This window comes from Exiguobacterium sp. GL_137, from assembly GCF_057834585.1.
This window is the reverse complement of the sequence record NZ_CM174406.1, coordinates 2746742-2772326: the sequence shown is the minus strand read 5'-3', so window position 1 is coordinate 2772326 and position 25585 is coordinate 2746742. Positions and strand designations below refer to the sequence as shown.

Annotated in this window: 24 protein-coding genes, 1 tRNA gene and 3 pseudogenes; 18 read left to right on the top strand and 10 right to left on the bottom strand. The window is 46.5% G+C overall.

Going from position 1 to position 25585, the window contains the following annotated elements:
- Positions 1–68 precede the first annotated feature (68 nt).
- Both AC3IRK_RS14360 and AC3IRK_RS14355 read right to left on the bottom strand, forming a co-directional pair.
- Entirely contained in the window at positions 69–461 is a 393-nt protein-coding gene (locus AC3IRK_RS14360; RefSeq protein WP_051525108.1) for a hypothetical protein, read from the bottom strand.
- Positions 461–2362 carry an ABC-F family ATP-binding cassette domain-containing protein gene (locus AC3IRK_RS14355; RefSeq protein ID WP_188004850.1) on the bottom strand — a complete coding sequence of 634 codons (1902 nt, stop codon included), beginning with the start codon at positions 2360–2362 and terminating at the stop codon, positions 461–463. Before AC3IRK_RS14355 ends, AC3IRK_RS14360 begins: the two co-directional genes overlap by 1 nt.
- A gap of 156 nt (positions 2363–2518) precedes the next feature.
- Here AC3IRK_RS14355 and AC3IRK_RS14350 point away from each other — a divergent pair, with 156 nt between their 5' ends.
- From AC3IRK_RS14350 to AC3IRK_RS14300, 11 genes are all read left to right on the top strand, one after another.
- Complete coding sequence (locus AC3IRK_RS14350; protein WP_012371649.1) at positions 2519–3178, top strand: redox-sensing transcriptional repressor Rex; 660 nt, start codon at positions 2519–2521, stop codon at positions 3176–3178.
- A complete protein-coding gene (locus AC3IRK_RS14345; RefSeq protein ID WP_026831823.1) occupies positions 3178–3381 on the top strand; it encodes a twin-arginine translocase TatA/TatE family subunit in 204 nt (67 codons plus the stop codon). The genes AC3IRK_RS14350 and AC3IRK_RS14345 overlap by 1 nt, the downstream gene beginning before the upstream one ends.
- A 7-nt stretch (positions 3382–3388) precedes the next feature.
- Positions 3389–4168, top strand: coding sequence for a twin-arginine translocase subunit TatC (tatC, locus tag AC3IRK_RS14340; RefSeq protein ID WP_131502471.1), 780 nt, complete (start codon positions 3389–3391; stop codon positions 4166–4168).
- Positions 4169–4275: 107 nt separating this feature from the next.
- Positions 4276–4348: transfer RNA gene (locus tag AC3IRK_RS14335), tRNA-Ala, on the top strand.
- Positions 4349–4593: 245 nt separating this feature from the next.
- On the top strand, positions 4594–8337 hold the full coding sequence (locus AC3IRK_RS14330) for a S8 family serine peptidase (protein WP_489170148.1): 3744 nt from the start codon (positions 4594–4596) through the stop codon (positions 8335–8337).
- Between the two features lie 146 nt (positions 8338–8483).
- Positions 8484–8642 carry a hypothetical protein gene (locus AC3IRK_RS14325; RefSeq protein ID WP_489170147.1) on the top strand — a complete coding sequence of 53 codons (159 nt, stop codon included), beginning with the start codon at positions 8484–8486 and terminating at the stop codon, positions 8640–8642.
- Positions 8643–8736: 94 nt separating this feature from the next.
- A complete protein-coding gene (locus tag AC3IRK_RS14320) occupies positions 8737–9186 on the top strand; it encodes a hypothetical protein (protein ID WP_489170146.1) in 450 nt (149 codons plus the stop codon).
- Between the two features lie 14 nt (positions 9187–9200).
- Positions 9201–9677, top strand: a complete 477-nt coding sequence (locus AC3IRK_RS14315; protein WP_489170145.1) for a hypothetical protein — start codon at positions 9201–9203, stop codon at positions 9675–9677.
- Between the two features lie 20 nt (positions 9678–9697).
- Positions 9698–10159, top strand: a complete 462-nt coding sequence (locus AC3IRK_RS14310) for a hypothetical protein (RefSeq protein ID WP_489170144.1) — start codon at positions 9698–9700, stop codon at positions 10157–10159.
- Positions 10160–10177: 18 nt separating this feature from the next.
- Complete coding sequence (locus tag AC3IRK_RS14305; RefSeq protein ID WP_489170143.1) at positions 10178–10651, top strand: hypothetical protein; 474 nt, start codon at positions 10178–10180, stop codon at positions 10649–10651.
- 22 nt (positions 10652–10673) lie between these two features.
- A complete protein-coding gene (locus tag AC3IRK_RS14300; protein ID WP_489170142.1) occupies positions 10674–11159 on the top strand; it encodes a hypothetical protein in 486 nt (161 codons plus the stop codon).
- A 253-nt stretch (positions 11160–11412) separates the two neighbouring features.
- Here the strand turns inward: AC3IRK_RS14300 and AC3IRK_RS14295 are convergent, their stop codons facing one another.
- The 4 genes from AC3IRK_RS14295 to AC3IRK_RS14280 form a co-directional block, all read right to left on the bottom strand.
- A complete protein-coding gene (locus AC3IRK_RS14295) occupies positions 11413–12420 on the bottom strand; it encodes a FecCD family ABC transporter permease (RefSeq protein ID WP_131502465.1) in 1008 nt (335 codons plus the stop codon).
- Positions 12417–13424 carry a FecCD family ABC transporter permease gene (locus AC3IRK_RS14290; protein ID WP_131502493.1) on the bottom strand — a complete coding sequence of 336 codons (1008 nt, stop codon included), beginning with the start codon at positions 13422–13424 and terminating at the stop codon, positions 12417–12419. Before AC3IRK_RS14290 ends, AC3IRK_RS14295 begins: the two co-directional genes overlap by 4 nt.
- Positions 13425–13487: 63 nt before the next feature.
- Positions 13488–14399 (bottom strand): iron-hydroxamate ABC transporter substrate-binding protein, encoded by a 912-nt coding sequence (locus AC3IRK_RS14285; RefSeq protein ID WP_131502464.1) that lies wholly within the window; start codon positions 14397–14399, stop codon positions 13488–13490.
- A gap of 3 nt (positions 14400–14402) precedes the next feature.
- Positions 14403–15194, bottom strand: a complete 792-nt coding sequence (locus AC3IRK_RS14280; RefSeq protein WP_131502463.1) for an ABC transporter ATP-binding protein — start codon at positions 15192–15194, stop codon at positions 14403–14405.
- Positions 15195–15383: 189 nt separating this feature from the next.
- On the opposite strand from AC3IRK_RS14280, the gene AC3IRK_RS14275 reads away from it, so the two are divergent.
- The 3 genes and pseudogenes from AC3IRK_RS14275 (at position 15384) to AC3IRK_RS14265 (ending at position 19016) form a co-directional block, all read left to right on the top strand.
- Complete coding sequence (locus AC3IRK_RS14275) at positions 15384–16442, top strand: NAD(P)/FAD-dependent oxidoreductase (protein ID WP_131972020.1); 1059 nt, start codon at positions 15384–15386, stop codon at positions 16440–16442.
- Between the two features lie 156 nt (positions 16443–16598).
- A complete protein-coding gene (locus tag AC3IRK_RS14270) occupies positions 16599–17894 on the top strand; it encodes a cation:dicarboxylate symporter family transporter (RefSeq protein WP_489170141.1) in 1296 nt (431 codons plus the stop codon).
- A gap of 184 nt (positions 17895–18078) precedes the next feature.
- Positions 18079–19016: pseudogene (locus AC3IRK_RS14265) on the top strand (IS30 family transposase).
- Between the two features lie 181 nt (positions 19017–19197).
- Here the strand turns inward: AC3IRK_RS14265 and AC3IRK_RS14260 are convergent.
- Complete coding sequence (locus tag AC3IRK_RS14260) at positions 19198–20067, bottom strand: hypothetical protein (protein ID WP_489170140.1); 870 nt, start codon at positions 20065–20067, stop codon at positions 19198–19200.
- A 174-nt stretch (positions 20068–20241) separates the two neighbouring features.
- Positions 20242–20487 (bottom strand): annotated as a pseudogene (locus AC3IRK_RS14255) (transposase); the annotation flags it as partial.
- Positions 20488–21001: 514 nt separating this feature from the next.
- Between AC3IRK_RS14255 and AC3IRK_RS14250 the strand changes: the two are divergent.
- Positions 21002–21275, top strand: a pseudogene (locus tag AC3IRK_RS14250) (transposase); the annotation flags it as partial.
- Positions 21276–21378: 103 nt separating this feature from the next.
- Here the strand turns inward: AC3IRK_RS14250 and AC3IRK_RS14245 are convergent.
- A complete protein-coding gene (locus tag AC3IRK_RS14245; protein ID WP_026831839.1) occupies positions 21379–21612 on the bottom strand; it encodes a DUF4305 domain-containing protein in 234 nt (77 codons plus the stop codon).
- A gap of 21 nt (positions 21613–21633) precedes the next feature.
- Positions 21634–22326 carry a CPBP family intramembrane glutamic endopeptidase gene (locus AC3IRK_RS14240; protein ID WP_489170139.1) on the bottom strand — a complete coding sequence of 231 codons (693 nt, stop codon included), beginning with the start codon at positions 22324–22326 and terminating at the stop codon, positions 21634–21636.
- Between the two features lie 220 nt (positions 22327–22546).
- Between AC3IRK_RS14240 and groES the strand changes: the two genes are divergently transcribed.
- The 3 genes from groES to AC3IRK_RS14225 all read left to right on the top strand — a co-directional run bounded on the left by groES (position 22547) and on the right by AC3IRK_RS14225 (position 25141).
- A complete protein-coding gene (gene groES / locus AC3IRK_RS14235; RefSeq protein ID WP_012371631.1) occupies positions 22547–22831 on the top strand; it encodes a co-chaperone GroES in 285 nt (94 codons plus the stop codon).
- Between the two features lie 19 nt (positions 22832–22850).
- Positions 22851–24491 carry a chaperonin GroEL gene (gene groL, locus AC3IRK_RS14230; protein ID WP_026831841.1) on the top strand — a complete coding sequence of 547 codons (1641 nt, stop codon included), beginning with the start codon at positions 22851–22853 and terminating at the stop codon, positions 24489–24491.
- A gap of 101 nt (positions 24492–24592) precedes the next feature.
- A complete protein-coding gene (locus AC3IRK_RS14225; protein WP_489170138.1) occupies positions 24593–25141 on the top strand; it encodes a hypothetical protein in 549 nt (182 codons plus the stop codon).
- The last annotated feature ends 444 nt before the right edge of the window (positions 25142–25585 follow it).

Genomic DNA, 25585 nt, shown 5'->3' with positions numbered 1-25585 from the left:
ATAAAGTCATGCCAAATAGACGAGGGAAGCAGATTCGATGTCTGCTTCCCTCGTCTATTTTTTGTTGCTTACTCCATGTTATGGCGTTTACTGTACTGGAAACCGTCGAGTAGATAAAACAGGACGGCGAGCGCCCAAATCCCGACACAGCTGATTAAAAAGGCCACCAATGGGGAGACGGCACCGTAATACATGATGATCATCGGATCATTCAGTTCGACGAACGATTGAATCGTCAGCAACGTGCAGATCAGACCGGATAATAAACTGATGAACAGTCCGCTCCATGTCTGAATGACAAGACCGATCATACAGGAAATCAAGATAAACAACGGATAAACGGCATTAAACGCATCCGGACGAATGAAAGCCGAGACATAGTCCGCATACATCGGGACGAAGTAGAGGACACCGGACAATAATCCTTGGATCAGATTGATCAGATAACTTTTCGAGCGCATCAGTGGAACGACTCCCACTGTTCCATCAAATCGAGCAAGTCGACATCAATCTGATCGCGCTCTGCCGAAAGGGCGGTCGCTTTCGGAATATCATTAAAGACTTCCGGTTCGCACAACAACTGTTCGATTTCGACCGACCGGTTCTCCAACCGTTCAATCTCTTGTTCGAGCTTCTCCAGCTGTTGTTTCTTTTTGCGCGCTTCTTTTTGCGCCTCTTTATCAATCGTCTTCGTCGAAGCGACTTTGATCGCTTTCGCTTCTTCTGCTTCGAGGCGGGCGATTTCTTCCTTCTCGGCTTTTTTCTCCATATAATACGAGTAGTCACCGAGGTAATCGGTCACGCCGTCTGTACTCATCTCGATGACACGTGTCGCGACGCGGTCGATGAAGTAACGGTCGTGGGAGACGAACAGTAACGTGCCTTCGTAATCGACAAGTGCATTTTCGAGGACCATTTTCGAATCAAGATCCAGGTGGTTCGTCGGCTCATCCAGCACAAGCAGATTCGTTTTCCGTAACTTCAGCTTCGCGAGCGCCAGACGTCCGCGTTCACCGCCCGACAATTCATGGACGAGCTTGAAGACATCATCGCCGCTGAACAGGAACTGCCCGAGAACGGACCGGACTTCCTGTTCGCGCATCAACGGCCATTCGTTCCAAATTTCATCAATGACCCGATTGCGGTCGTTCAGTTCCGCCTGCTCCTGATCGTAGTAGCCAATCGAGACGCCAGTACCGAAACGATAGTCACCGAACAGCGGTTTCAGACGGCCGACAAGCACTTTCAGTAACGTCGACTTGCCGATTCCGTTTGGTCCGACAAGCGCCAGTGATTCCGCACGTTGCAGCCGGAACGTAATGTTTTTCGAGACGGCTTCTTCGTAGCCGACAGCGAGTTGATTGACCTGCAGCACATCATTGCCGCTCTGCTTTTCAATCGGGAATGACAGAACCGTACTGCGTTCGTCACCGTCCGGACGGTCGATCCGGTCGACTTTTTCGAGACGCTTGCGGACACTTTGCGCCCGTTTCGTCGTCGTCGCACGGGCGATGTTACGCTGGATGAAGTCCTGCATCTTCGCGATGTCTTCCTGCTGCTGTTCGAACTGTTTCATTTCCTGTTCGTACAGTGCCGCTTTTTGTTCGAGATACTTCGTATAGTTGCCTGTGAATTTCCGCGACACGTTCCGGGACAATTCATAGACGACGTTGACGACTTGATCGAGGAAATAGCGGTCATGGGAAACGATCAGGACAGCACCACGGTAACCGGACAGGTAGCTTTCGAGCCAGGACAACGTATCGATGTCGAGGTGATTGGTCGGCTCATCGAGAATCAACAGTTCCGGTGCCTGGAGTAACATCTTCGCCAGGGCAAGCCGGGTCCGCTGTCCACCGGAAAGCGTCTGAATCCGGCGGGAATAATCGTCCGGATAAAAACGCATCCCGTGTAAGACAGAGCGGATGTTGGCTTCGAACTGATAGCCGCCGGCTTCCGAGAAGTCGTGTTGCGCTTGATCGTACGTTTTCAGGAGACGGTCATAGGCAGTCGGATCATTTAAAATGTGCTCCATGCCCATTTCGATTTCCATCCGACGAAGCGCCCGTTCCTGATCCTGCAGATGCTCAAAGACGGTCAGCATCTCGTTCCAAATCGATTCGTTCGACTCGAGTCCGCTGTCCTGCGCGAGATAACCAATCCGGACTTCCTTGCTTTTCATGATCTCCCCCGAGTCATGTGACAGCTCCCCGGCGATGATTTTTAAAAGTGTCGATTTTCCGGCACCGTTTCGTCCGACGAGGGCAATCCGGTCCCGTTCCTGTACTTCGAGTTTAATATTGTCTAAAATCGGCTCTACGCCGAATGATTTTGAGAGTTGGTTTACTTGTAAGAGAATCATATCCATCCATCCTTCCACCCTTTAGTCTATCACGAAAAATCCTGCCGAATATAATATTTGTTACTCTATGTGAAGTGGTTTACAATCAAGGAGAGTAGAATTCTTTGCATTGATTTGGGTGCCACGTCAGAACGTGGCCGAAGGGGGAACTGCAGTATGAATGGGCCAGACACAAAAATACCACAAGCAACGGCGAAACGACTGCCGTTATATTATCGTTTTATCCAAAGTCTCTATAACTCCGGCAAGCTGCGCGTCTCGTCAGCAGAGCTCAGCGAAGCGGTCAAAGTCGACTCTGCGACGATCCGTCGTGACTTTTCCTACTTTGGGGCGTTAGGGAAAAAAGGGTACGGTTATAACGTTCAACATTTGTTAACATTTTTCCGAAAGACACTCAACCAAGACGAGGTCACGAATGTCGCCTTAATCGGGGTCGGACATCTCGGAACAGCGTTTGCAAATTATAACTTTTTAAAGAATAATAGTACTCGTATCGTCATCGCGTTTGACGCCGATGAAGACAAGGTCGGAACAACGACGCAGGACGTTCCGATTTATCACGTCTCGGATATGAAAGAACAAATCAAAGCGAACCATGTCGATGTCGCCATCTTGACGGTACCGTCGCAGTTCGCGCAGTCAGTAGCGGATGAGTTAGTTGAGTACGGTGTGACCGGCATTCTGAACTTTACACCGGCCCGGTTGAATGTCCCGGCCCACGTCCGGGTGCATCACATCGATCTGTCAATCGAGCTGCAGTCGCTCGTCTATTTCATGAAGCATTATTCGCAATCAGCTGAAGGAGTGAAATCATAATGGAAAACTTAATCCCGTTGACACTTGGTATCGGCCCGGGGAGCATCGCCTTGATTGGTGTCGTCGCCCTCATCATCTTCGGACCGAAGAAATTACCGGAACTCGGCCGCGCCGCCGGTCAAACGTTAAAAGAATTCAAGAGTGCGACAAACGGCATCATGGAAGATGATAAAGACAAAAAGGACGAAACGAAAGAGAAGTGAGTGAATCATGGCGATCGATCAAGAACAGAGTGTGACATCGCACTTAGATGAACTGCGTAAGCGGATCATCTGGTCGCTCATCATCGTGGTAGTCATGTTTATCGCAGCCTTTCCGCTCGTCCGGCCGCTCGTCCGTTTTTTACAGGCCGACCTCAAGGAACTCGGAATCGGTTTAAATGCGTTTAACGTCGTTGATCCGTTGATGTTATATCTGAATCTTGCGTTCATCATCGCAATCGTCTTGGCGTCCCCGTTTTGGATGTACCAGCTTTGGGCGTTCATCCGTCCCGGTCTGCACGATCAAGAACAAAAAGCGACGTTGACGTACATTCCCGTGACGTTTTTCTTATTCCTCGCGGGCGTTTCCTTTTCTTATTTTTGGCTGTTGCCGTTTTTACTTGAAGTATCAACGGAACTCGGACAAGAGCTTGGGATTGAACAGGTCATCGGTGTCGAGAACTATTTCAGTTTCCTGATCCGGTTGACGATTCCGTTTGGTCTGTTGTTCCAGTTACCGGTCGTGACGATGTTTTTGACACGGCTCGGACTCGTAACGCCGTTCTTCATGCGGAAGAATCGGAAGTATGCGTATTTTGCGTTGTTCGTGATCGCGGCGTTGATCTCACCGCCCGACATTACGTCGCATTTGATGATTTCTGTTCCTTTGTTCATCCTCTATGAAATCAGTATCATCATCTCGGCACGGACGTATAAAAAAGTGCTGATCCTGGAGCAACAGGCTGAACTGGAACGACAGGCAGATATGATGCGTGAATTGAACAAATAACGGAAGATTCTCCTTTGCCGGTAAGGTGAGGGAGATTTTTTTGTAAGCGGTCTAATTTTATATTGAAAAAATGAACAGCAATGGGTATACTCATTATAGAAACACACGGGGGCTTAGCTCAGCTGGGAGAGCGTTTGGCTGGCAGCCAAAAGGTCGTCGGTTCGAGCCCGATAGTCTCCATATTGCTTTACCTGCCGAAACCTTGGGAAACCAAGGTTTTTTTTGTCCTTTTTTATTCACCTGTAAGAAATAGATAAGGGAATATAAGGATTTATTCATTTTGTGATGTAATAAACAAACAAATATTTTTAAAAAGCACCAAATTTAAATTGTATATTAAGCGAAAGTTAATTAAACTAAAAATACAGAATTTTCGTTTAATACGTTTTTGCTCCACATTACATTTTTGGAAAAGAGGAAAAGGAATGAAGAAAAAGAAGATTGCTCTGATGGCGGCTGCCCTCATGACATCTTCCAGCCTAGTTCATGCTGAGGGACACGTGTCATCACAAAAAGTGGATGTACAAAAGCCACAAGCACTCTCACTGAAAAAAGCGGGTCAAGAAAAGTCATACAGTCAAAACGAAAAAGTACGGATTGTCGTCGAGCTCGATCAAAAAGCAGCGATTGAACACGCGCAGGCACAAAATAAGCGTTACAGCACGTTAAGCAACACGGAAAAAATTATTCTTAAGAATCAAATCGTCAACAAACAGAAGGAAGTCAAAGCGGCAATTGCCCAAAAAGACATTTCTGTTTCGTATAAAGAAAGCTTCACGACCGTATTGAACGGGTTCAGCGGGGAAGTCAAATATGGTGAAATCAAGGAACTGAAAAAATTAAGCGGGGTCAAAAACGTACATATCGCACACGAATATGCGCGTCCGGAAGTCGAAAAGGGCGCAACACCAAACATGTTACATAGTAAAGACATGGTCAATGCGAAGCAGACATGGCAGGACTACGGCTATAAAGGGGAAGGAACGATCGTTGCCGTCATCGATACGGGAATCGATCCGACGCACAAGGACATGGTCCTCAGTCCGGAGACGAAAGTCGATTTGACGTCGTCAAAAGTCGAAAGCTTTAAATCGTCAAAAGGTTTAAAAGGAAACTACTTCACGGAAAAAGTACCGTACGGCTATAACTATGCGGATCATGACAGCGAAATCCGTGATCTTGGGCCAGGCGCTTCGATGCACGGGATGCACGTCGCCGGTACAGTGGGTGCCAACGGCGATGAAACGAACGGTGGAATCAAAGGGGTTGCACCGGAAACACAACTCCTCGCGATGAAGGTCTTCGGCAATGATCCAGGGATGCCGTCGACATTCAGTGATATCTATATCAAAGCGATTGATGATGCGATTGCGCTAGGAGCAGACGTCATCAACATGAGTCTTGGTTCAACGGCATCCTTCGTCCAAAAAGATGATCCGGAACAAAAAGCAATCGTCAATGCGATGAACAACGGTATTTTATGTGCAATTTCAGCCGGGAACTCGGCATTCGCCGGAAGCGGCGCCGGAAACCCGTACGCGTCGAATCCAGACGTCGGTGTCGTCGGCTCGCCGGGCTTAATCAGCGAATCGCTGCAAGTCGCGTCGGTTGAAAACACACAGCTGACACTCGAAGGAATGGCATTGACGGTCGACGGGCAGGACGCAGGTTACCTCGCTTATCAGAAACAAGACTCGCCGAATCCGATTGCGGTCTTTGATAAAGAGAAGATGGATGTCGTCTATGTTGGTGACGGCAGTGAACCGAACTATGCCGGCAAAGACGTCAAGGATAAAGTCGTCTTCGTCGTCCGGAACGGCAGCTTCAACTACGGCATGATTCAAGCGGAAGCCGAGAAACAAGGCGCGGCCGGTGTCATCGTCCGCGGACGTGTCGATCATGGTGATTACGTCAGCATGGCACTTAATAAACCTACGATTCCGCTCGTCTCGTTAAGCATTGCCGACGGAAACGAACTCGAAGCGAAAGCGAAAGACGGCAAGGCATTGACAGTGACGTTTGACGGAAAAGCAGTCTCGACACCAAACCCGGTCGCAGGCGAAATGTCTGACTTCACATCATGGGGTGTGACGCCGAACCTTGACTTCAAGCCGGAAATCACGGCACCGGGCGGGAAAATCTACTCAACACTCAACGATAACGAATATGGCGTCATGAGCGGAACATCGATGGCAGCACCACACGTCGCCGGTGGAACAGCACTCGTCATGCAGCGGATCGACAAGGACTTCAAGGTCAGTGGAGCGACACGTGTCAAACTCGCGAAGACGATTTTAATGAACACGTCACGTCCGCAGCTCGATAAAGGAAAATACAATGCGGAAGCAAAAACCGGTAACTATTATTCTCCGCGTCGTGAAGGTGCCGGACTGATGGACTTACGTGCGGCGATGAAAACACCGGTCGTCGTTACGGAAACGAAGTCGGGTGAAGGAAAAGCCGCCTTGAAACAAGTCGGCGACAAGTTCAGCTTCACGTTAGACCTGAAGAACTACAGCAATGAGAAGTTGACGTATAAACTTGCCGGAACGGTCCAATCGGATCTCGCCGTCCAAGGTCAAAATTTCCTGGAAGCCAACGGTATATTCAAAAAAGGAACAGTTGATGCGGTTGACGCCAACAAAGGCACGTTCCCGATCTCCTTCACGGTCGGCTCGAAGAAAGCAAGTTCAGTCGCGATTAACGCGAAGAGTACAACAAAAGTCAACGTTACGGTTGATTTAAAAGATACAGTCGATTGGGCAAACGGTGCACCGCTTGAGTCAATCTTCGAAAACGGCTACTTCGTCGAAGGATTCGTCCGTCTGATCGATACGAACAGCAAAAATCCTGAGTTGACAGTTCCGTACGTTGGTTTCAAAGGAGCATGGGACAAAGCACCAATCCTTGATGCACCACTCTACGATGACAACACGTTCTACGGCGTCACAGGTCTTGCGACAGAAGTGAAGGATAACTTCAACCTCCTCGGAACGAATGCTGCAGGCGACGTCGTTAAAGAAAAAGTCTCGTTCTCACCGAACGGTGACGGCAGTGCCGATGAGGCCTTCCCGGTCCTGTCATTCTTACGGAATGCGAAAAAAGTCGAGTACTCGATTCTTGACCGCAATAAATCAACACTCCGTAAACTCGAAACGCAGTCAGACGTCATCAAAAACTATTACGATGGCGGATCGGAAGATGGTTTCACACCGGTGACGAATGCGGCGTGGGATGGAACGGTCAACGGTTCAAAAGTCAAAGATGGTCTGTACTACTACCAAGTGAAATCGGTCGTCGATTATCCGAATGCGAAATGGCAGACGGCTCTATTCCCGATCTACATCGATACGAAAATTCCGGCTGCGACTGTTAAATGGGATGCTGACAAAAAAGCAGTTTCCTGGACAGCCGGTGACCAAGGAACGGGTGTCGCTTCATTCGATATCCTGGTCGACGGAAAAAGTGTCTTGAAACAGCCGCTCGCTCCGTCTGTTAAAAACTACACGCTGACGGATCTGCCAAGCCGGACGAAAGTCACGTTCGTCGTATCAGATTATGCCGGTAACAGCGTGAAGAAAAACGTCAATACATCAGGTGTCGATAAAGCGGTTCCGAATGTCCAAATCGATACACCGGAAGCACTGGGCTTAACGACATCCCAACAAGTGAAGGTCTCAGGAAACGTTTCTGATGAGTCTGGCGTCAAATCATTCAAAATTAACGGAAAAGCCGTTAAATTACGCTGGGATGCGGTTCAACAACACTATGCATTCAGCCATGACATCACGTATACGACGGATGGTGTGAAGTCGTTTAAAGTCGAAGGCTATGATGGAAAAGGTAATCGTGTTGCCTTCAGCCGTCAAGTCATCATCGACTCGGAGCGTCCGACAATCCGTGTGACAGCACCAAAAACGGTTTCAAGCAAAACGAAAACAGCTAAGATGACGATCGTCCTGCGCGACAACTACGATGAGTTACGCTTTGATCTGAACGGTAATGCGGAATACCGCCGTTCGTTCAAAGAACCGTATGAAATGCGTGCCTTCAAGAAAACAATCTACAAGACTGTTACCTTGAAAAAAGGTCAAAACGTCTACAACTTGAAATTAAAAGACCTCGGTGGCCATGTCGTCGAAAAGAAAGTTGTCATCACGAAGAAATAAGGATTTGAAGACAGTGTTGGTCCCGGTGGACGTTCGCCGGAATCGACACTGTTTTTTCGCAGTGTGTTACAGAAAGGCTTTCGGTGTTTATCAAGTTCCGGGAATGGGAAATTTCTTTATAGGTTATTTTTTGAGGGGGAACTCGTATGAATCCATTTACTACACTCATTGCCTTCATCGTCGGCTGTCTGGTTCTGTATCTCGGAATTCGGGATAAGAACGGTTGGTTGATCGGTGTCGCAATGATTCCGCTCGCCATTGTTGCATACAGTGTCATCTATCTGATCATCCAGGTCTCGACCTAGAAACTTCTTTTGCAGAAGTTTCTTTTTTTTTGAAACATAACTGGTAAAATGTAAGTATATTACATTAAGAGCTGATGGAGAGGAACGTGTTGCAATGAATGCCGTGACAGGACAACAGATGGAATTAAAGGAACTTTATCAACACATGCATCAACGGACGACGGCTAAATTGTGGGCCGTCTTGGCACTTTTCTTGTTTGTCAGCAATATGATTCAGCAACCAATCCTTGCTTTGATTATTCCGATTCTGTATTTCATATATGATGTCGTGAGGCAGCACCGGCGTTTTCAAATCGTTGCCCGTCACACCTCCCAAAGATCAGCAGACCGTCTGTTCCGTCTGCATGTCGGTGTCGGACTGTTTCAATACGGAGCGCTCGCAGCCTTGATTATTCTGACGGCCGATCGGTCAGGTACGACCTTTTTGCTTGGACTGTGTCTTTTCGTCATTCCGTTTTACTGGCTTTGCCGGCGTTTCTTGATGTACCGCTCTAAACAGATTGATCCGACTTATATCAGTGAAACAGAGATCCAGCAGGGATGAAGGAGGAAAGTCAGATGCAAACGGCACGGGACGAACGGTTACATGAACTAACGCTTGCCTATATCGATAAGAGTCAACTGCAAAAAAGCGGCTGGCTGATGGCTGCCGTGGCGGCAACGCTCGGCATCTTTTCGGAAACGATGGATTCCGCACTTTACTTCGGTCTGTTGCCGCTTGTCTATCTGATTTTTGATCTTCCGTTTCAGCTGGAAAAACGCAGGATTTTAGAACGGTATCTCTCCAAAGATCAGGTCATGACACAATCGATGCTGTGGCTCGGAATTCAGATTGTATTATATGGCTCATTGCTCATGGTTGTACTCGAAACGAAAGGTATGTCTTTATGGAAGATGACGTTTTGGATCATCTTGATTCTCGCTCCGATTTATTTTGCGACCGATTGGCTGTTTAAGAAGATGGCGCGGTCGGGAGATCCTGACTTCATCAGTGATCAGGAAGTGCATAAGCATGTGAAGGACCTGGAAGAATGACATCTAAAGGAGAGAACATCATGCGCACGGCACGGGACGAACGGTTACACGAATTGACGCTGGCTTATATGGAAAAGGACTTCTTAGGGAAAAAGTGGGTGTGGACGTTCTTATTGTTGATGCTTGTCGGAATTCTCATAACTGTGTTTGACTCGGTTCTGTTCAGTCTATTATTTCCGGCAGCTTTTCTTGCTTCGAATCTTCGTTATCAATTCAAAAAACGTCAGATTCTTGAATCGTATATCGGAGAAGAATTGGCAACCAAACAATGGCGTTTTTGGATCATCTATCAAGTGATTCTGTATACGATTTTCATCGTTCTGATGGTAGCAACGATGGAACGTCCGTTTTGGCAGATGTGGCTTAGCCTGATGCTCATTCTGATTCCGCTGTATGCAGTGTGTGAATGGACATTCAAGAAACTGCAACTACGTGATGATCCGGATTTTGTCAGTGATCAGGAAGTATACAAAAATGTATGAAATAGGAGCTAACATCAAATGAATACACTGCTTGAAAAAAATACACGGTTAAATTTGCTTGGACCGCCGCTTAAAAAGCTTCAACATCTGATTCCGGTTGCTGTATTGATGCTTGCGTTAATCTGTTGGTTCATTCCTGGGGTTTGGGAAACAGGACTGTTTACGTTATTTGCGGTTACGGTACTTTGTCTCGCAGGCGTCGTCCGCGAAATCATGCGTCTGCGGATTTTAAAGCGACGTTTGGAAACTGATTTATATGAACAGACTGTTTTAAAGGTCGGTCGGGCTTCAATGATTGGGTATTTTGTGCCGATGTTTTTAATGTATTCTGGTTATGTTTTCCCAGGATATTCAGGTATTTCTTTCGCCCTGATTCTGTTCTGGGTGTTCGCAATTACGGTATACGTCTCTCGATTAAACACGATAGCGAAACAGCTTGATCCTGCTTTCGTGACGATGCGGGAAATCGAACAGTACCGGAAAAGAGGTTGATTCGGTAGAGAGGGGACATGTTATGGAAGAGAGTACAAAGCAACGAACACTTGATTACCTGCGCTTCACGAAACGTGCCCGGAGTGTCCAAACGGTATTTTTTCTACTCGTTTTGATCATCTTTTTGTTTCTGGCAGATGATTTAAACTTCGCTGAAGCCTCGATGCATTACTTTTTACTGATTCCCGTCCTCGGCTACCAATGGACGGTCCGCTTCTTGAAGTACCGTTATTTCACGAAACGTTTTGACCGGATGGAAGTCTGGGATCATCTCGGGTTGCCGTACATCGTCATTACGATTACCGAGCTTCTACTTGTCGTGGCGTCCCAGTTCTTGATTCCGTACGTGTCGCGACCAACGCTGATCGGACCGATTCTGGTCTTTTTACTATCCGTCTTGTCACTCGACCGTCTCGTCGATTCCCGGATCAAACGACTCGATCCGACGCATTTATCAGAACGCGAGCTGATTCTCGCGGAAAGAGAAGCGCGGCGGGTTAAATATTAAATGATCTAATAAAACGATACGTAAAACACAACAGCAGCGAGGGGAAGTTGAAATCCCTCTCGCTGCTGTTGTGTTTTTAAAGAAATGATTTGATTCACGAGACTCCTGCAGGAGAAAGCGCAAGGTAACTTGCGCTATCAGAGACAAACAAGACCCGCTTTCCTGTCCAAATGGGCAGGAAAGCGGGTCTTGTGTCTCGCCTGAGGAAAGCGAGTGAAACCAAAAATCATTTCTGGTTGGTTGATCAGTGTTCTTACTTTTTCAGAAGCAGATAGACAAAGTACGGAGCGCCGATCAGCGCAACGACGATTCCGGCAGGCACACCGTCCGGACCGGCAATGTTGCGTCCGATCGTATCCGCCAATACAAGCAGCCAGCCGCCGATCAACAGTGCAATCGGCAGGAACCACTGATGACGGGGACCGACGAGCGCCCGAGCGATGTGCGGCGCCATCAAACCGATGAAGGAAATCCCTCCGGTGACAGAAACGGCGGATGCCGCGAGTGCGACAGCCGTCAGCAACAGTTGAATCCGTTCCTTTTCAATCGATACGCCGACGCCGATCGCAACCGGTTCATTTAAGGCGAGCAGGTTAAGCTTATTTGCTTTATACAGTGTGAACGGAATCAGGACAATCAGCCACGGCAGTAAGGCATAAACAAACGTCCAATCCGTTCCCCAAATGTTACCGGCCAGCCACTTGGCGATGAAGTCGACCTTTTCACGTTTGGTCGAAGAAATCAGAATGACCATGATTCCGGACAAGGCCATCGAGAAACCGACCCCGGTCAAAATCAACCGGATCGGTTGTAAGCCGCGATTCCGGTCGTACGAGAGTGCGTAAATGGCGACAGCGGTCACTAAAGCACCTAAGAATGCCGCAACCGGTAAGCCGTAGATGAATGAGCCGACATCCACGGGGAAGTAGAGGAAGAAGATGGCGACCGCGACCCCGGCTCCCGTATTGATGCCGATGATTCCGGGGTCGGCCAGTTCGTTGCGTGTGATGCCTTGCAGGATCGATCCGGACAAGGCGAGCGCCATCCCGGCGAGCAACGTGATGACAATCCGCGGCAGACGGAGTGAAAATAAAACAAAGTCTTCTTTGAACGATCCTTGTCCGAGCAGGGTCGGCAACAGGCGATCGTAAGAGAGAGAAGCCGGACCAAGACCGATGCTGAGGATGATTGTTCCGAGCAATAACAGGCTTAACAGCAAGAAAATCAGGCGTTGACGGTTACGTAAACGGGTTTCCATCATGAGAATGCGTGACCTCCTTTACGAACAATCAATAAGAAGAACGGTAAACCGAGCATCGAGACGATTGCAATGACCGGTGTTTCGTACGGCGCAAACAGCGTCCGTCCGATTGTATCAGCAAGCAGCATAAACGTCGCCCCGAACACAGCCGTCATCGGCAGAATATACCGGTAATCGGTCCCGACAATCGCCCGGACGATATGCGGAATCATCAATCCGATGAAGGCCATGTTGCCGACTAAGGCGACGGCAGCACCGGCAAGCAGGATGACAACGATGTACAACACGGCTTTGATCCTGGTGATGTTTTGACCAAGACCAAGCGCAACTTCTTCTGACAGACTGAGAATCGTCAATTGACGTGAGAAAATCATCGCAATCAATGTACCGATGATGATGACCGGCGTGATTGCTTGTAGTTGACCCCACGTCGTCCCAACTAGACCGCCTGACGTCCACTGGGAAACGTCCTGGGCAATCTTAAAGTAAATCCCGATACCTTCCGCGATCGCATACAGGAAAGCGGAAATCGCAGATCCGGCGAGGACGATCCGGAGCGGGGAAAATCCGCCTTTTCGGGAAGCCCCGATGCCGAAGACAAGTGCCGCACCAAGAGCTGCCCCGAGGAAACAGGCAAGCATGATGCCGTAGTAGTTGATGCCGGGCAGGAGGACGATGGCTAAGGCGAGTGCCGCGTTGGCACCGGCCGTCAAACCGAGCAGACCGGGGTCAGCGAGCGGATTGCGGGTCATTGCCTGCATGATTGCTCCCGAGATGCCGAGGGCGGCACCGACGAGAATTGCTGCCAGTTCACGTGGCAGCCGGATTTCCTGAATGATTTTTGCTTTATCGTTAAGCGGACCAAACGTCAAGGCGTTCCAGACTTCGCGGATCGTCGTATCAGCAGCACCAAACGTCATCGATAGCCAAAACATGATGACGAACAGAATGAGTCCGAATGAAATTTTTAAGCCAAAAGGTAGTCGAGCGGATGACACGGATATCGCCTCCAGTTTGTATGAATCCAAAAAAGGAGGGAGCGATGAGGCTCCCTCCTTTAGTATACGTTACGCGCCAAGGAAATTTTTCTTGAAGAACTCCAGTTGACGTTCCAATGTGAGTGGATCGTTGAAGTAGAACTCTTTTGAATCAACTTCGAAGACGTGGTTGTTTTTAACGGCAGGGATGTTTTTGTACGTGTCCGTTTTCGTGAACGAGTTGTCTGCTTCCGCTGTTTTGCTGAAGATCAGATAGTCGCCTGCATATTCCGGCAGAACTTCAGGTGATAACGCGTAATAGCCGTCTTTTAACGCCATCTCCGTGACTTTTTTCGGCATTTTTAATTTCATCTCTTGGTAGAGGATTTCTGTACCGCGGCCCCAGTTGTCGCCGAAGACGTAGAGCTGTTTGTCGAAGCTTTCGATGACGGAAACCGTTTTGTCTTCACCGATTTTGGCTTTGATTTCTGTTCCGGCGTCCGCAGCACGTGTTTTGAAGTCTTTGACCCAGTCGCGTGCTTCCTGCTCTTTGTTGAGCAATTTACCGATTTCGATGTGTTGTGTCAAATAGTCGACTTTTCCGTATGTGTATGTGACAGTCGGTGCGATTTTTTTGAATTTATCGATGTTTTTCGTTGTGTTGTAGCCGATGATGAGATCCGGCTCGAGTTCGATGACTTTCTCAACGTTCTCTTCTGAAACTTCTTGGACGTTTTTCAAATCAAACTTCGGATTTGATTTAGACCATGAGTCGACACCGACGAGCGGGACATCGAGTGCCATGACGTTTCCGGCAAAACCGGCGAGGACGACGACACGTTTCGGATTCGCCGGTACTTCGACGTCTCCAGTTTCGGATTTATAGGTAATCGTTTCTTTTTTTGTATCAGCGGATGATGTCTCTTCTTTTTTCTCCGTGTTGCCACAGGCGGCAATCACAAGTGTTAACAATAAAAGAACCGGTAATAACAGTTTTTTCATGATTCAATCTCCCTTAATTAAGTTGTAGGTGACGCACATCGGTTTATTCGTGCGCGGATCACGACCGATTTCGGCATCGATATGGAATACATCTTTGAGGACGTCCTTTGAGATGACTTCCTCACACGTTCCGGCTTTGACGACTTCACCGTGTTTCATGGCGATGATGTAATCGGCGAAACGTGCCGCTTGATTCAAATCGTGTAACACCATCACGATGGTCCGACCTTCTGTCCGGTTGAGCTGTTCCAGTAACTCCAGGACTTCAAGTTGGTGAGCGAGATCGAGGTAGGTCGTCGGCTCATCAAGGAAGATGATGTCGGTTTCCTGCGCGAGTGCCATCGCAATCCAGACCCGTTGCCGCTGACCACCGGACAAAGCGTCGACAGGACGATGCTTAAACGCCATCGTGTCTGTCGCTTCGAGTGCCCAATCGATGATCTCGTAATCGTGTTTCGTCAGACGACCAAAACCTTTTTGATAAGGAAATCGACCGTATGAGACAAGCTCTGCGACCGTCAGACCACTTGCGCTTTCCGGGGTTTGCGGCAGAATAGCCATTTTCCGGGCAAGCAGTTTTGTACTTTCCTTCGCGATATCGAGACCATCGAGCAACGCACGCCCTGATTGATGGGGTATGATCCGGGTCATCGCTTTTAATAACGTCGATTTTCCGCATCCGTTTGCCCCGATGATCGTCGTGATTTGTCGATCGGGAATCTGGACCGTTAAGTCTTTGACGATGGTACGATCTCCGTAACCGATGCTGATTTCTTCCGTTGCTAGACGTACCATACACACAGACTCCTTTTCGGTTAAAATCGTATTCGTTGATAATGATTATCACTATCGTCCACCTAACCATACCAGTTTCATAAAAACGCTGTCAACATTTTTTCTTGTCTTCAAGACATGTTCACGTTATCATTGGAAATGAGAATGATAATCAGTCGTATCGAATCGAATCGTGAGGGAGTGAGCGAGATGGAACAGCAGGAATTGTTCGATGTAACGGTAATTGGTGGAGGCCCGGCCGGGTTATACTCTACTTTCTATAGTGGACTACGCGGAATGAAGACGAAATTAATCGAATATCAGGCAGAACTGGGTGGAAAGATTCACGTCTATCCGGAAAAGATGATTTGGGACGTCGGAGGTCAGCCACCTATTACCGGTGCAAAGCTGATGGAACAGCTGGTCGAACAAGGACTGACGTTTAATCCGACAGTCCATTTGAACGAAAAAATCATCTCCATCACGAAAGATGTGTTCGGCAACTTCGTACTCGAAGCAGAGTCGGGGACGATCCATTATTCGAAAACCGTCATCGTTGCCGTTGGAGGCGGGATCCTCAATCCGCAGAAGCTGAAAATCGAAGGCGCAGAACGGTATGAAGTGTCGAACTTGAACTACACTGTCAAATCGATTGAACGGTTTAAGGATAAGACCGTCATTATTTCCGGCGGGGGGAACTCGGCAATCGATTGGGCGAACGAGCTCGAACCGGTCGCAAAAAAAGTTTACGTCACATACCGGAAAGACTGCTTCACGGGGCATGAAGCGCAAGTTGAACAGCTCGTCAACAGTTCCGCTGTTTGTCTGCTCAACACGACAATTCATAAGCTGGTTGCGAGTGACGACCATCACCGGATTGCCTCGGTCGAACTGATTGACTGTACGACGAACGAGACGGTGACGCTGGAGATTGATGAAGTCATCATCAATCACGGCTATGAGCAGGATGCCGAGTTGCTTTCGAACTGCGATCTTGAGTTGCAACAGGTCGATGATTTTTACATCGCCGGGACAGCATCGAGTGAATCAAGTGTGCCTGGTCTCTATGCAGCGGGTGATATCCTGTCGCATGATGGCAAAGTTCATCTCATCTCCGGTGCATTCCAGGATGCAGCGAATGCTGTCAACCGTGCGAAGAAGTTTATTGAACCGGAGGCACCGAAAGTCGCGATGGTGTCGTCGCATAATGAAGTCTTTAAAAAACGGAATCGGGAATTGATTCAGGAAATGGTGAACCAGAATCATTAACAAACAGAGCAAAAACGTATTTCTACAGCCTTTTCGGTTGCGGAAGTACGTTTTTTGTCTGTTCTGTACTACTACAGAACGATTTGACATCTAGCTGTATTTAGGACAAAATTCACTTATGTGTTTTTAAAATGTGTGAAATTAAGGAGGCAGATTATGGCAGCAACGAAACGCAAACCACTTGGTCTTGCTTGGCAGATTTTAATCGGATTGATTCTCGGGATTACCGTCGGTGGTATCTTTTACGGGAATCCACATGTCGCGGAGTGGCTGAAGCCAATCGGTGATATCTTTATCCGGATGATGAAAATGATCGTCGTCCCAATCGTCTTTACGACAATCGTGCTCGGTGTTTCATCGGTCGGAAGTCCAAAAAGTCTGGGACGCCTTGGCGCGAAGACGCTCGGTTACTTTACAATCGTCACGATGATTGCGATCTTTACCGGATTATTCGCAGCAAACCTTGTTGAGCCGGGAGCCGGTATCAATATGGCGACGCTTGAAAAGACGGACATCTCAACGTACGTCGCGACAGAAGAAACGACGAAAGATCAAGGTCTTGTCGAAAAAATCGTCAATATCGTGCCGACGAACATCTTGGACGCGATGGTACGCGGTGATATGCTCGCCATCATCTTCTTCTCGGTCCTATTTGGACTCGGTGTCGGATTTGCGGGCGAAAAAGGCTTGCCGGTCGTCCGCTTCTTCGAAGGTGTCGCAGCGGCGATGTTCAACCTGGTTAACATCGTCATGAAGTTCGCACCGATCGGTGTCTTCGCCTTGATTGGTGTCACTGTCTCGACGTTCGGAATCGAATCACTCGGTTCATTATTTAAATTGATCGGAACGTTATATGTCACGGCGCTTCTTTTCATGGTCATCGTCTTTGGCTCGATCATGAAATGGGTCGGCATCCGGGTATCGGATTTCGTCCGTGTCTTTAAGGATGAATTACTCCTGACGTATTCGACGGCATCGTCGGAAACAGTGTTACCACGCGTCATGGAGAAACTGGAGAAGATGGGTGTGCCAAAATCGATCGTCAGCTTCGTTGTTCCGACGGGTTACTCATTTAACCTCGATGGATCAGCACTTTACCAAGCCATGGCTGCGTTGTTCATCGCGCAGATGTACAACATTGATTTATCGATCGGCACGCAGTTGACGCTTGTCTTCGTTCTGATGCTGACGTCAAAAGGAATGGCTGCTGTACCGGGAGTTTCGTTTGTTGTGTTGCTCGCAACACTCGGAACGGTCGGGATTCCACCAGAAGGTCTCGCCTTCATCGCCGGGATCGACCGGATCATGGATATGATGCGTTCTGTCGTCAACGTGACAGGGAACACGCTCGCATCACTCGTCATCGCGAAGTGGGAAGGTGTCCTTGATTCCGACCAACTCGACGAGTTCATGTCGACGGAAGGTAAGAAGGATCAAATCAAGAGTGCATAATAGAGGACAGCAGACCAGATGAATCGTTGAGGGCACTGTAAAAATTGATTGCTTTCGGATGCATTAAATTTATTTAAAGACGAATTGTAATATTAAGTGCAACACCTAGCTGGAAACACAAAAAAACCCATAACGGCCTCGTGTAGAATAGAGTTACCACACAAAATTCAACGGAGGATTCGTTATGAGCTATATTCATCTTACCGTATCAGAAAGAGTCAAAATAGAGACGTATCTTGAGTTAGGTTTCTCTGTCCGAAAGATTGCGGGACGCCTAGGGAGTCAACCTTCTACGATTTCACGAGAATTGAAACGAAATCCTCACTACGATTCTTCTCATGCTGACCAGCGTTATGTGGAGAGAAAAAAGAAGTGCGGTGCACGTACGAAGTTTACACTCGAAAAAGGAATCTGCATCCTCGAAAAGTTACGGGAGACGTGGTCCCATGAACAAATTGCCGGACGATTATTCCAAGAAGAAGGACTCTCGTTCAAGACAACTTATCGTTGGATTTATATGGGCCTCGTCGAGGCCGATTCTGGACTCCTTCGGCAAAAGGGAAAGGTCAGAAACCACGTGAGACGCGCGGGCGCTTCAACGTCGGACTGCCAATCAGTAAACGTCCGTCCGACGTCAAAGGGCGTCAAACGTTTGGAAATTGGGAGCTTGATACTGTTGTATCGGGTAGAGGGACGTCCAAAGCCTGTGTCGCAACGTTCGTTGAGCGAAAGAGTCATTTTTATCTCGCTGTACCGATGGAAAATCGGTCCGCTCAATCGATTGAGTCTGCGATTCAAGCATTACATCTTTTTTTCCCGTTGGGAACGTTCCAAACTGCGACGACAGATCGCGGAAAAGAGTTTAGCTGTCATGAACGAATTCGTGACACGTTAGGCTTACCCATGTATTTTGCGGATCCGTATTCTTCTTGGCAACGTGGGAGTAACGAGAACGCCAATGGTCTTCTACGTGAATTTTTTCCGAAGGGAACAGATTTCGGAAAGGTCAGTCGTTCTGAAATCGCTCAAGCGCTCACCTGGATTAATGGGAGACCACGAAAATGTCTCAACTGGAAAACTGCATACGAGGTCTTCACGGAAGAAGTGTTGCACTTAATTTGACAAACCGTCGTATTAACAAAACAGGCTTGACTCTATAAAAATTAAGAGCCAAGCTGTCGAATGTCTTTATCGATACAAATGCTTAATTAGTAGAAAGTAATTTAATTCATCCATGATAAATCTTTTTTTTATTCATCCCAATAAATATATTTCGGATTATATATATTATTAACCATTAAATTTACTGTTCGAATTTTAATGTTTGGTACACTCTACCTGTTTTAGCAGTTTTATTGAGTAGCTCTAATTTAATAGTGCTTGTAATGGAGGCATATCCCGCATTTAAAAATCCATCTATGTGATACTCGCCTCTGCCATTAATGTTCTCTCCTGCTTTTTTTGCATAACGATCAGGCATAGTCATCTTTATTATTCTAACATCTGCAAAATCTGTTGAACCGTTACTCCCTGTCCCATCTACTGAATTCAGTCGAAGTCCATAATTACCAATTGAATAATGATTAACAAGCTTCAGGGTAGCTATTGGAACTTTATAACTTTTAATTTTTACCCATGCAGTATATCTTCTATTTCCATATTTTTTTGTACGAATTTGTGTATTTCCAGGTTGAACACTTTGTAACTTAATTCCTCCTAAGTTTTCATCATCATCTCCCTCACTATTTGAGTCAATCGATTCATCATTTGATCCGACCTCTATTGCTGAGCCATCAGATAATCTTCTTTCTTCTACTTCCCCAGTTGTTAGGTTAGACAGGACTCCTGATATCTTTAAGTTAATTTCATTTTTCATTTCTTCATTATAGTCATTAATAATTTTTTTAGAGGTTTCTTTCATTAAAACAGATTTTAAAGTTTCTTTTTGCGCTGAAGTAAAATCATCCAATTCTTCCGAATTTTCAAGATATCTTAACTCTTTTTTTAATTCATCACTTGAATCAATATCTTTAAGTTTAAGAACCTTTATAACATATTCCAATTTATTCAGTGGTAGTGCATGAACTGAAACACTTGGACCAGATAATAAACTTGCTAGAGCTACACCAGATGCAACCGAGTACATAATCTTATTTTTCAATGTTTTTTTCAATTAAAATCATCTCCTAATATTTTTAATTCATTTGTAAATATACTACAAAAGAGTTACGCGTAAATACTTTTATTACAAAAATGTAATAAAATCTCATTAGAAATCAAAATTAATTATTGTTCTCAGTATAAAAAGAAAGTGTTTTAGAATTAAAAATAGATTATCGAACAGTGCTTAAAAAGTTGGGAAGTATTTTTTAGGAGCTTTTAATGCCTGGATTCGGTACTTAACTGGAGTCCTAGGACCAATTGGTAAGTTTTTGAGGTTCAGGGCACTGAAAGTAAGCATTGCTTGAAGCGTTGTTTTTTTCAGAACCCGATGGTAGGTCCAACGCATGCCATGCATCTCCCTCACGTCTGCGAAGACGAGTTCGATAACAGAGACCTTTATTGTTCTCGCATAGATAACAGTCATAATAGAAGTTCTTTGTCTTGAACATTTCTTTCACTCCTCTAGGGCGTGTATACAGGGAAGGCGGGTAAAATGCCTTGCTTGAGAAGATGATGGGCGATTGGAACTGTCTTATAAGCAGAGTCGGCGACGACAGAGAAAGGTTTTCGAAATGCTGTGTGACACATTGAAGAAGCTAAGGGAATACGGTACTATCATGGACTTTTTCAAGTATCAGAATCAATCCGAGAACGAATCAATTCCTGTCACGAGCATTATGACAAGAGTAGGCGAACTACTTTTTTTCATGAAGTATCCGATCTTCGTTGACCTCTAGGTCCAATTATTTTTTGTATTGTTGCGCAGTGCGTCGGACAAACTTCTTCTTGTATTTCAGTTTATTCGCTCGAAATCGCTCTCTAGGCAAAAACAAACAGGAGCGACTCTGCAACGAAGTGAAGCGCCGCGATGTTTGTCCCAAAAAAACGATTCGAGGCGAACAAAAAAACGATCCTTCTCGTTTAAGAGAAAAATCGCATTTTGTCTTCATAGTGATAGAGGATTCCAATATACATCGCATGCCTTTAAAGAAGCAGATATTACGCAAAGTATGTCTCGTGTCGGTAAGTGTATCGATAACGACCTTATGGAATCTTTTTTAGTACGTTGAAATGTGAAATTTATTATTTAAGTAAGTTTCAGGAGCTCGACGAACTTCTTCAAGCAATCCAACGATACATACAGTTTTACAATAAAGAACGATATCAACAACTACTAACGGCCTGAGTCCACTTGAATTCAGGGATCAGACCGTTTAGATAATTTTTAGTTATTTCTCCTGTCTATTTTAGGGGGAGCAAGAGGGAGCAGTTCATTTCAAAATGGGGGTGTTTACAATCTAAAACACGATCTCATTTTGCGTTATTTCTTGTCGTCCTTTTTTTCCTGTTCTTTTTTGATCATCTTCTTGGCTGCCATCCGGAAGCGGAAGATGAGGTAGAGACGGTAAAAGTCGACGGCTGCGAACAGCGTCAAGAGGATCGTCCAGAAGTTGAAGACGGTTCCGGCCTCGATCGAGTTGCTGTAAGCGAGGTACATGAACAGAATACCGAAGATGGCATAGAAAAATGCCATGAAGTTTGAACCTTGTCGCATGAAAACACTACCTTTCGTTAATTAAGTCGTTGCGTAGAGTGCGAGTACGACGATGCCGTTGTTAAAGACATGGATCGCGATTGGAGCGATGATGCGGCGTGTCTTGACAAAGACGAGCGAGAAGACGAAACTCATCGCGACATAAATCAAGAACTTGTTGTCGCCGTGGATCAGACCGAAGATGATTCCACTGAGAACGAAGCTGAAGATGAAGTTCAGTTTCGTCGACAAGTTTCCGAACATGATGTGGCGGAACAGAAACTCTTCCATGATCGGACCAAGCAGGACGACCATCAGTTGGAGAATCGGAATGACTTGGATCGCTTGCATGATTTGATCCGTATTTTGTGATTTCGCGATATTTTCAATCCCACCGGACAACCAGGCATCAATCAAGTTGACGCTGATTAAAGAGACATACAGTAAGACAATCCCGATTCCGATCCACTTTAACGTATCTATCGTATCGGTTTGGTTGCCCTCTGCTTTCCACTTCTGCCAGTCAGGACGTAGACAATAGAAGGAAACGATGACGGCTACGGTAAAACCGATCGCGAGCCACCAACCGAGAACACTCGGAATTTGGCTTTTTGATAGGAAACTGGGAAAGGTCGCCGGGACAAGTTGCACGATTAAATAAATCACGATCGGAATGACGTGACGGATTTGCCACTTCTCAGCCATGTTAAACGGCAGATTGACGGAATTTTTCATCGGGCGGAACACAACTCCTTTGTAATGAAGGTACTGTCCCGATTGTAACAAACAAACCGACCGGGCGCACGAATGGTGATGGTTCAAAGATGTCAATTCCGGGAAAACGGATAAGGGTTCGGGCTTGAATTCCAACCGGAAACCGTTTAAGATAAAAATATGTTAGCACTCCAATTAAGTGAGTGCTAAAAAACAGTCATGTTCAAGGAGGATGTTTCGCATGTTAAAACCACTTGGTGATCGCATCGTGATCGAAGTCGTTAAAAAAGAAGAAACAACACTCGGAGGAATCGTTCTTCCTGGGTCAGCGAAAGAAAAGCCGCAAGAGGGTAAAGTCGTCGCTGTCGGTACAGGCCGTGTGACGGAGCAGGGTGTCCGTGTACCACTTGAAGTGAATGTCGGGGACCACGTCATCTATGCGCAATACGCAGGGTCAGAAGTGAAAGTCGATGGTAACGAATACTTAATCTTACGCGAAAGCGATATTTTAGCAGTAGCAAACTAATTAAAGGGGGATTTCAGTCATGGCAAAGGATATCTTATTCAGTGAAGAAGCACGCCGGGCGATGCTTCGCGGAGTAGACGCATTAGCGGACGCAGTCAAAGTGACAATCGGACCAAAAGGACGTAACGTCGTCCTCGAACGTAAATTCGGTTCACCACTCATCACGAATGACGGTGTGACGATTGCAAAAGAAATCGAACTCGAAGATCACTTCGAAAACATGGGCGCGAAGCTCGTCGCAGAAGTTGCATCAAAAACGAACGAAATCGCAGGGGATGGTACGACAACAGCGACAGTCCTCGCACAAGCGATGATCCGTGAAGGACTCAAAAACGTCACTGCGGGTGCAAACCCGATGGTCATCCGTAAAGGAATCGAAAAAGCAGTCCGCCGTGCCGTCGAAGAACTGCACGCGATTGCGAAACCCATCGAAGGCAAAGAAGCGATCGCACAAGTTGCGGCGATTTCGGCAGCTGACGAAGAAGTTGGTCAATTGATCGCCGAAGCAATGGAGCGTGTCGGTCAGGACGGCGTTATCACAATCGAAGAATCACGCGGCTTCACGACGGAACTTGACGTCGTCGAAGGAATGCAGTTCGACCGTGGATACGCGTCACCGTACATGATCACAGATTCCGATAAGATGGAAGCGGTCCTTGAGAATCCGTACATCCTGATCACGGACAAAAAGATTTCGAACATCCAGGAAATCCTGCCGGTCCTTGAGCAAGTCGTTCAACAAAACAAACCACTCTTGATTATCGCGGAAGACGTCGAAGGCGAAGCACTCGCGACACTCGTCGTCAACAAACTCCGTGGAACGTTTAACGCCGTTGCGGTTAAAGCACCTGGTTTCGGAGACCGTCGGAAAGCGATGCTCGAAGACATCTCAATCGTCACTGGCGCAGAACTGATCACAGAAGAGCTCGGTCTTGATCTCAAAGAAACACAAATCACGCAACTCGGTCGTGCGTCGAAAGTCGTCGTCTCAAAAGACAACACGACAATCGTCGAAGGAAACGGACACAGTGATTCAATCACAGCCCGTGTCGGTACGATCCGTTCACAAATCGAAGAAACGACAAGCGACTTCGATCGTGAAAAACTCCAAGAGCGTCTCGCGAAACTCGCAGGCGGCGTAGCCGTCGTCAAAGTCGGCGCAGCAACAGAAACGGAACTGAAAGAACGGAAGCTCCGGATCGAAGATGCCCTCAACGCGACACGCGCAGCCGTCGAAGAAGGAATCGTTGCCGGTGGAGGAACAGCCTTCATCCACGTCACGAAAGCTGTTGAATCGATTCTTGCCGTCACAACAGGCGACGAAGCAACAGGTGTTAACATTGTTCTTCGTGCCCTCGAAGCACCACTCCGTCAAATCGCGGAAAATGCCGGTCAAGAAGGTTCAGTCATCGTCGAGCGTCTCAAGCATGAAGCGCAAGGCATGGGTTACAACGCGGCAACAGACGAGTACGTCGACATGATCGAAACAGGAATCGTCGACCCGGCGAAAGTAACGCGTTCAGCACTTCAAAACGCAGCGTCGGTTTCAGCGATGTTCTTGACGACAGAAGCTGTCATCGCCGACAAACCAGAACCAGCCGGATCTGCTCCTGCAATGCCTGATATGGGCGGCATGGGTGGAATGGGCGGAATGATGTAAAAAAGTAATTAAATCACAAAGGTTTTTCAGCAATTTAATAATTGTTGAAAAGCCTTGTTTTTATATTTTTCAAACTTAAGTCAAAGGAGATGTGTATTATTATGAGAAATAGTTTTGCCGAAGAATTTAATGAGATTATCGATACTTTGATGATAAATAATGATTTAAAAACTAAAGTAAGAGGATTAATTGATGATAAACAGATAGATGGAAAAGTGTTGGAAGGTGGAGAGCGAGAGAATCATTTCAAATCAATTCTTATTGGTTTAATAGAGGGGAATTACGATTTAAATGATAGTTTTAGATTAGTTGAACAAAACATACCTGTCCGTTCTTCAATCCATTCAGGAAATAGACGAGTATTTTCTGATGGATGGGCAAAAAGATTAGTAAAAACTAACCTAAGTAAGTTTTACAATCAAGCTGTATTATTAACTATTTTAAGTAATAATGAGCAGGAATGTTTTGTTCCTCATTCTAGTGATGAAAGTCACAATTCGCCATGCAGTCTAGCAGCTGGAAGGCAGTATAATGCGCAAACTATGTTAAATCGTTTAGTAGAGGCATACGAAAATGGGAATTATAGTAAAAACTTAAAAATTCCAAATCATCCTAATTGTACTCATGTTGTCATACCTGTGTTTGAATAAGACTGCCTATAAAATAAATTTATTATTTCTTTAGTACAGACTTTGTACTCAGTTTTCTGTTAAGACATTTTCTTAGTCTCCCATTGATTCAGGCGAGAGATTGAGCGATTTCAGAAAGACTGACCTTTCCGAAATCTGTCCCCTTGGGAAAAAAAATACGGATAAGACCATTGGCGCTCTCGTTACTCCTACGCTGCCAAAAAAGAATACGGATCCGCAAAATACATCGGTACGCTATCATGTAACGAATTCGTTCATGACAGCAAAAATCTTTTCCACGAGCTGTCGTCGCGGTTTGGAAGGTTCCCAATGGCAATACTTGAATCGCAGACTCCATCGATTGATCGGACCGATCTTCCATTGGTACAGCGAGATAGAAACGGCTCTTTCGCTCGACGTACTTTGCAACACAGGTCTTTGATTTCCATCTACTCGAGACAACAC